The 6,509-nt window shown below is 46.5% G+C and carries 9 protein-coding genes; 5 read left to right on the forward strand and 4 right to left on the reverse strand.

Annotation, left to right across the window (positions count from 1 at the left end):
• The first annotated feature begins 65 nt into the window (after nt 1-65).
• The 3 genes from rsmF to ACLD11_RS18025 all read left to right on the forward strand — a co-directional run bounded on the left by rsmF (nt 66) and on the right by ACLD11_RS18025 (nt 2,161).
• Nucleotides 66-1,505 (forward strand): 16S rRNA (cytosine(1407)-C(5))-methyltransferase RsmF, encoded by a 1,440-nt coding sequence (rsmF, locus tag ACLD11_RS18015; protein WP_411015205.1) that lies wholly within the window; start codon nt 66-68, stop codon nt 1,503-1,505.
• A 117-nt stretch (nt 1,506-1,622) separates the two neighbouring features.
• Complete coding sequence (locus ACLD11_RS18020; protein ID WP_024131167.1) at nt 1,623-1,859, forward strand: YebV family protein; 237 nt, start codon at nt 1,623-1,625, stop codon at nt 1,857-1,859.
• 110 nt (nt 1,860-1,969) lie between these two features.
• Nucleotides 1,970-2,161, forward strand: a complete 192-nt coding sequence (locus tag ACLD11_RS18025; RefSeq protein ID WP_000457838.1) for a YebW family protein — start codon at nt 1,970-1,972, stop codon at nt 2,159-2,161.
• An 18-nt stretch (nt 2,162-2,179) separates the two neighbouring features.
• Here the strand turns inward: ACLD11_RS18025 and pphA are convergent, their stop codons facing one another.
• The 4 genes from pphA to sopE2 all read right to left on the reverse strand — a co-directional run bounded on the left by pphA (nt 2,180) and on the right by sopE2 (nt 4,434).
• Nucleotides 2,180-2,830 carry a protein-serine/threonine phosphatase gene (gene pphA, locus ACLD11_RS18030; RefSeq protein WP_411015206.1) on the reverse strand — a complete coding sequence of 217 codons (651 nt, stop codon included), beginning with the start codon at nt 2,828-2,830 and terminating at the stop codon, nt 2,180-2,182.
• Between the two features lie 257 nt (nt 2,831-3,087).
• Nucleotides 3,088-3,273 carry a serine/threonine protein phosphatase gene (locus ACLD11_RS18035; protein WP_310888099.1) on the reverse strand — a complete coding sequence of 62 codons (186 nt, stop codon included), beginning with the start codon at nt 3,271-3,273 and terminating at the stop codon, nt 3,088-3,090.
• Entirely contained in the window at nt 3,264-3,428 is a 165-nt protein-coding gene (locus ACLD11_RS18040; protein WP_411012488.1) for a hypothetical protein, read from the reverse strand. The genes ACLD11_RS18035 and ACLD11_RS18040 overlap by 10 nt, the downstream gene beginning before the upstream one ends.
• 283 nt (nt 3,429-3,711) lie before the next feature.
• Nucleotides 3,712-4,434 carry an SPI-1 type III secretion system guanine nucleotide exchange factor SopE2 gene (gene sopE2 / locus ACLD11_RS18045; RefSeq protein WP_411015207.1) on the reverse strand — a complete coding sequence of 241 codons (723 nt, stop codon included), beginning with the start codon at nt 4,432-4,434 and terminating at the stop codon, nt 3,712-3,714.
• A 683-nt stretch (nt 4,435-5,117) separates the two neighbouring features.
• Here sopE2 and ACLD11_RS18050 point away from each other — a divergent pair.
• Together ACLD11_RS18050 and ACLD11_RS18055 are read left to right on the forward strand one after the other, a co-directional pair.
• Entirely contained in the window at nt 5,118-5,513 is a 396-nt protein-coding gene (locus tag ACLD11_RS18050; protein WP_156010607.1) for a DUF1398 domain-containing protein, read from the forward strand.
• A gap of 328 nt (nt 5,514-5,841) precedes the next feature.
• Complete coding sequence (locus tag ACLD11_RS18055; RefSeq protein WP_156010606.1) at nt 5,842-6,318, forward strand: hypothetical protein; 477 nt, start codon at nt 5,842-5,844, stop codon at nt 6,316-6,318.
• Nucleotides 6,319-6,509 lie beyond the last annotated feature (191 nt).

Here is a 6,509-nt window from a genome sequence, read left to right on the forward strand (position 1 = left end):
GGCGTACTCGCGCCGGAGCGTTTTATGCTACACTGCGCGCCTGTTTTTTTGCCGGCGATACACCTGTGGCTCAACACGCTGTCTATTTTCCTGACGCTTTTCTGACGCAAATGCGTGAAGCAATGCCTTCCACGCTCTCTTTTGATGAATTTATTTCGGCCTGCCAACGCCCGTTGCGCCGCAGTATACGCATCAATACGCTTAAAATATCCGTGGCTGATTTCCTTGCCCTAATCGCGCCCTACGGCTGGTCACTCACGCCAATTCCGTGGTGTCATGAAGGATTCTGGATCGAGCGCGATGATGAAGAGGCATTGCCGCTTGGCAGTACCGCTGAGCATTTAAGCGGCCTGTTTTACATTCAGGAGGCCAGTTCGATGCTGCCGGTCGCGGCCCTGTTCGCCGATGATAATCATCCGCAGCGGGTCATGGATATGGCAGCGGCGCCTGGCTCCAAAACCACGCAGATCGCTGCCCGCATGGGGAACTGCGGCGCCATTCTGGCCAACGAATTTTCGGCCAGCCGCGTCAAAGTTCTGCACGCTAATATCAGCCGATGTGGAATCGCCAATACCGCACTGACGCATTTCGATGGCCGCGTATTTGGCGCTGCGTTACCGGAGATGTTTGACGCTATCCTGCTGGATGCGCCCTGCTCTGGCGAAGGCGTAGTACGTAAAGATCCTGATGCGCTAAAAAACTGGTCGCCAGAAAGCAATCTGGATATCGCGGCGACACAGCGGGAACTGCTCGACAGCGCTTTTCATGCTTTACGACCCGGCGGCACGCTGGTCTACTCCACCTGCACGCTAAATCGCCAGGAAAACGAAGAGGTCTGCCTCTGGCTGAAAGAGACCTACGCCGACGCCGTTGAATTTTTGCCGCTGAGTGATCTGTTTCCTGACGCTGACCGCGCCCTCACCCCGGAAGGCTTCCTGCACGTCTTCCCGCAAATTTACGACTGCGAAGGATTCTTTGTCGCACGTCTGCGTAAAATGTCATCCCTTCCAGCCATGCCCGCACCGGGGTATAAAGTGGGGACGTTTCCTTTTACCCCCCTCAAAGGCCGTGAAGCATTACACGTTACCCAAGCGGCCAACGCCGTCGGACTGCTATGGGATGAAAATCTCCATCTTTGGCAGCGTGAAAAAGAGGTCTGGCTGTTCCCGGCAGAGATTGAATCACTGATCGGAAAAGTCCGTTTTTCCCGGCTCGGCATTAAGCTGGCCGAAAGTCATAATAAAGGCTATCGCTGGCAACATGAGGCAACGATAGCCCTTGCCTGCCCGACTCATGCTCACGCGTTCGAACTTTCTGCGCAAGAGGCGGAGGAGTGGTATCGCGGTCGGGATATTTATCCGCAAACACCTCCTGCCGCTGATGATGTCCTGGTGACGTTCCAGCATCAGCCTCTTGGTCTGGCAAAATGTATCGGCGCCAGAATAAAGAACAGTTACCCGCGTGAACTGGTACGTGATGGCAAACTCTTTACTGATAACAGCTAAAAGGCGCACAAAAAAACCGCACTTTTTGACTGGCGCTTTTGCGTACGTTGACTACGCTGAAAAATGGACGGCTAAACTGGTCGTACCACAATTAGCGTATTAACGGAGAGCACGATGATGAAAACCAGTGTGCGCATTGGCGCTTTTGAAATCGACGATGCCGAATTACATGGCGAATCGCCGGGGGAGCGAACGTTAACTATTCCCTGTAAATCCGATCCGGATTTATGTATGCAACTGGACGCCTGGGATGCCGAAACCAGCGTTCCCGCCATTCTCAACGGGGAACATTCCGTTTTGTTCCGTAATCATTACGATCCTAAATCTGATGCCTGGGTTATGCGTCTTGCCTGACTCAAAAAGAACCCGTCGCCAGGCGGGTTATTTATTCTTCCTTTTCTCATTTCCCCCCTGCGCTAACCTCTCCTACACTATCGTGTAAAGTAGTTAACATTGAGGATGTAATGTTCGCACTGGTACTTTTTGTATGTTACCTGGATGGAGGATGCGAGGATATTGTCGTGGACATCTACGATACCGAGCAGCAATGTCTTTATTCGATGGACGATCAACGGATTCGCCATGGCGGCTGTTTTCCGGTAGAGGATTTTATCGACGGCTTCTGGCGACCTGCGCAGCAATATAGCGATTTTTAACCCTGGTCGCTGATACCGCTATTGTATCCGCGCTAACGTCAATTGCCCGCCAAATACCGCGCCCGTATCAATATAGTGTATGTTGGCGAAATCCATGCGCCGACGCAACGGCGTATGGCCAAACCAAAAATGATCGGCACCGCTAATCCCGCCGCGCTTATTTATGAGTCGTTCGCGGCTCCAGAGAACCTGATGTAAATCGACCTTTTTTTGCCATTGATAGGTTGACGCTGGATAATCTGCATGAGCGATCACATGCGTGCTATGGCGGCAGCGAATTTCCAGTATCCAGGGCAGCCGCTGACAAAGGATAAAAAGCGCTTCAGCTTGCGCAGCGTGTTCAGCCGTCAGGCGGGTAAACCAGTCGCCACCATTCATCAACCACAGCGTCGACGGCATTGAGGCCCGCGCATCCAGCGCCATTTGTTCATGATTGCCGCGAACCGCCGTCATCCAGGACTCACGCAGTAAAGCCAGGCAACCCAGGCTGTCCGGGCCTCTATCAATGAGATCGCCCACAGAAACTAACAAGTCTTGTTGCGGATCAAATCGACACTCACGTAACCTTTTCATTAACATTGAAAAACAGCCGTGAATATCGCCGACCACCCAGACATGCCGCCAATTCTTTGCCTCTATTCGCTGATAAATCTCTTCAGGCCGCATCATGTTTTTCCTGTCGTTCATTACCCAGGACAGATATAAAAAGATAGCGTGTGCAGATTTTTTTTGCTTAGAGCCTATCCCACCAGGCGTTATTGGCGCAGCCAGTTTGGACACGGACAGCGCGCAAAAACCGGAGCGTACACGTAGTACGTGAGGTTTGACTCGCTACGCTCGCCCTTCGGGCCGCCGCTAGCGGCGTTCAAAACGCTAACGCGTTTTGGCGAGCACTGCCCAGGTCCAAAATGGCAAGTAAAATAGCCCTAATGGGATAGGCTCTTAGTAAACGTACACTGTTGTAAATAGCAAATTTCATCAGTAGCGAGTAAATGCTTTGTTATCATCGCAATAAAATATAACTGGCTGCGCCAGGGGAGTGTTATCCCCTGGCGCAGCGAGCTACTCACTATCGCCTGTTCACATTCAATATTATCCCTCCTTAAAAACATATCGGAAACATAAACCACATCACCTCAGCACACGATATAGCACACTCTTTAGCGGAGTGATCCTCAAGGCAAACCAGCGCCAATGCGGGTGTAATTACCGTGGCGACCATCGCCCCCACAAACAGGAGCAGCACAATTTTTTTTAAAGGCGGCATAACCTCTCCTGACAGTTAACAGACCATTAATCCTTATCGAGACATCATCCGTGCGCGGATATCATAGACTTAACAACACGCGGCGTTACAAAAAAGCTGTCTGGTTATGCCGGTATTTAGAGTAATAACAATTATTTTAAATTTTAAGAGTATCCATTTGATTTTTATATTAAAATAAATATGACGACGTTTTGTTAAAAGCGTCGCCATAAAAATGAATATATAGTTTCAGAAAATCTGCTATTAATTCATATGGTTAATAGCAGTATTGTGTTTGCTATCTTCAGGAGGCATTCTGAAGATACTTATTCGCGATATTTTCTATAGTTAGCTGAAATTGTTGTGGCGTCGGCATCGTCCCCTTATTAAACAGCGGCGTAACCTCTTTCATAACGATTTTCTCAGCATACGCTTTAAAAGACACCTGCTGATTATGATTTATAAACATATGCGGATATTTAATGCTCGCTGCAGCAATGAGGGGGACGACAAAAGGATTCGCCCCTGCCCCACCTGGAGTAAACACGCCGTTTTTTATCTCGCCAGGTAGCCCCGCATTCTGCGCAGCCTCTCCTATCTCTTTCAGAAAGGGGGTAATACTGACCCCTTTACTGATGAGTAATTTACAACAGTGATCTTTATTATTACTGTACACGGCTGATAACATGGCTTCGCATGTCTGACGAGCATAGGCCGGATCTTTACTCGCATTACCTTTGATATCCAGGCTATTGAGCTTTTGCAGCATAAAATCTTTAACAGTTTTACTGGTTAATACTGCCCTACCCTCAGAGGCGCTCCCACGATGAAAATGGCTAGTCGGTATGTCTGTTTGCAGATGCAGGCTCAAGCGATCTGACAGACTCGTCGACAGGCTGATAAAGCTATTTCTAACGGCAGTAATACTTTTTGCAAAAATGTCCTTCTCCGTTGTTTTTTCTTTTACTGGTTCAACGTCACTTCTATGGATTCTGTAGGGCTGGGTGGATAGTGTTATGTTAGTCACGGTAGTTCTCCTTTTGGATACCTATGCATAGCTACACTTTGTTTATATTTCTTGCTTTCAAAAAATAGCCACCTTCTCCACAACCATTTTTACTCATTGATCTTTATAAATTTTATTTTCCTGATGAATTTTGTTCTTCTGTCACTTAGCCTGTTTTTTTTTCGGCGCAAGGTGATCGACTTTTATCGAGGAACATTTTTATCGGGACAATCCTGAACAGGTAAAACATCACTTCAATTCAACTGCTGCGTCACACAAAACATTCATGAATATTATTATTTATGCTGATGTTGTTACAATTTTGCCCCCATTCAAACGCTGACTGTCAATTATCCTGCCAGCGAGTTAGCCGCGTTTTCAAAACCTATAACGTCGCCACGCCAAACCTCTCCGCCACTGTAATCCTTATCTAAACATCAATTAATTAACTGATTTTTATATATTATGACTTTTCATGGCGTTCAGAAAAACTACAAATGAAATGGATTGACTCATCTATTAGTGGTCAAAAAGCGCTCTACAAGAAATAATCAGTAACAATTGCAACACTATCCCAATCATAACGTAAACTATATGATACCAGACGATTATTATTGCTTTTAGGTAACATCTTTGTATAGCTGCTTTTAAGCAACAATACTCTAACACAACACACAACATTATAACTTACAATAGATTAACAAATGGAATTACAGCTTATGCTTAACCACTTTTTCGAGCGCGTCAGAAAGGATGCAAATTTCAACGCATTTCTAATCGATCTGGAATATAATAATATCGCTTATTACATCTATTTTGTTGCTACCGGTAATGTGAAAATTATCACTCATGCAGGCCACTTCATTTCCATTAAAAGCAATAGAAAGCTGATTAAAGTCAATTCAACACCGAATACGGAATTAATAAAATTGACTTCAGCTAAACACTTTTCGAGGGAGCATTCCTATGAAAAGTACTGTACTGATCTGGCAACAGCAGGCGTTTTTAAATGGATTGTTGAATTAAACCAAAAAACTCGACAATACTGGTCGAAAGACAACAAATTATTATATATAGAAAATGTGGTCATGCCGCTTTAACAAGCCAGGGTAATAATAAAGTCAGTCGTGACATCCGGCGTGTTACGACTGCGGGTTATCCATTTAGAGACCATAATGAGAGTCTGACTGCGAGAGTTACCCTGTGCAGCCCAACCGACGCGGCAACGTTTGACACGATTCTCGGCAACAGCATCTCCTGGAGTAGGAGAAATGATTTTCAAAGCGATATCGACTAAAAGCTCAAAATATTTGTCTGCTATTTATATTCTATCTAATTAATACCCTCCAGGAAGTGTGGCATAATTGCAGAATCTGTCAGGATTCCGGGAACATACCGGAGCGTAATCGAAAAACCATCTGGAGATGTATGAGCAAGGATGAAATCAGTTATCAAATTCTTTACCGGTACTCTCTGGAAAAGCTGTACAGTACCCTTACCAGAAGAGTCGATAACATGCTGTCATTCGCCCTCGTTTTTCTCGGGGTCGGCGTCACCATAAACGTCGGGAGTCCCTTTATTCTGGGGCCAGGCATTGTGGGTATCGCCATACTAAAAAGAGTACTCCGCTTCGGCACGCGATCAGCACAGGCCGACCGGCAGTCCCGCGCCTGGCTGAAACTTTTTAATACTCAGCACCGCTTTCCTTCAGATAAAACACTGTTCCTTACCTTCACATCGCTTGAGCAAGACGCGAGCGAAGCATGGTCCATGCTTATTGGTCCTGCCATCGTCATGACTGAGACCGCCCTCGGAAAAACGCCCATTGAGCCATTGACGGCGGGGGAAAAACTCTGTGCATTTTTGAGTGGCGCGACGAAATCCCAGCCAGCAGATCGCAATTGACCTGTCTTCTAAACGCCTGTGCCATACCACAGAGATTTAGTATAAAATTAATTAATGGAGTACTAACGCTGTCAGCAGGTTTCTCTGAGTGAAAGATTCGTATTATACGCATAGCCCAGTTTACAGTTTATATACCCTTCATACTTCAAGTCGCTTATGTGTTGGCTACGCTCACTCACCCCAGTCACATA

The sequence above is a fragment of the Salmonella sp. 741265116_PST genome, assembly GCF_046567715.1.
In the GTDB taxonomy this organism is placed as follows: domain Bacteria; phylum Pseudomonadota; class Gammaproteobacteria; order Enterobacterales; family Enterobacteriaceae; genus Salmonella; species Salmonella enterica.

Bases quoted from the DNA above. Each gene is read 5' to 3' on its own strand.
- ACLD11_RS18020 (WP_024131167.1), top strand. From the start codon at position 1,623: ATGAAAACCAGTGTGCGCATTGGCGCTTTTGAAATCGACGATGCCGAA.
- ACLD11_RS18025 (WP_000457838.1), top strand. From the start codon at position 1,970: ATGTTCGCACTGGTACTTTTTGTATGTTACCTGGATGGAGGATGCGAG.
- pphA (WP_411015206.1), bottom strand. From the start codon at position 2,830: ATGATGCGGCCTGAAGAGATTTATCAGCGAATAGAGGCAAAGAATTGG.
- ACLD11_RS18035 (WP_310888099.1), bottom strand. From the start codon at position 3,273: ATGTTTTTAAGGAGGGATAATATTGAATGTGAACAGGCGATAGTGAGT.
- ACLD11_RS18040 (WP_411012488.1), bottom strand. From the start codon at position 3,428: ATGCCGCCTTTAAAAAAAATTGTGCTGCTCCTGTTTGTGGGGGCGATG.
- ACLD11_RS18050 (WP_156010607.1), top strand. From the start codon at position 5,118: ATGGAATTACAGCTTATGCTTAACCACTTTTTCGAGCGCGTCAGAAAG.
- ACLD11_RS18055 (WP_156010606.1), top strand. From the start codon at position 5,842: ATGAGCAAGGATGAAATCAGTTATCAAATTCTTTACCGGTACTCTCTG.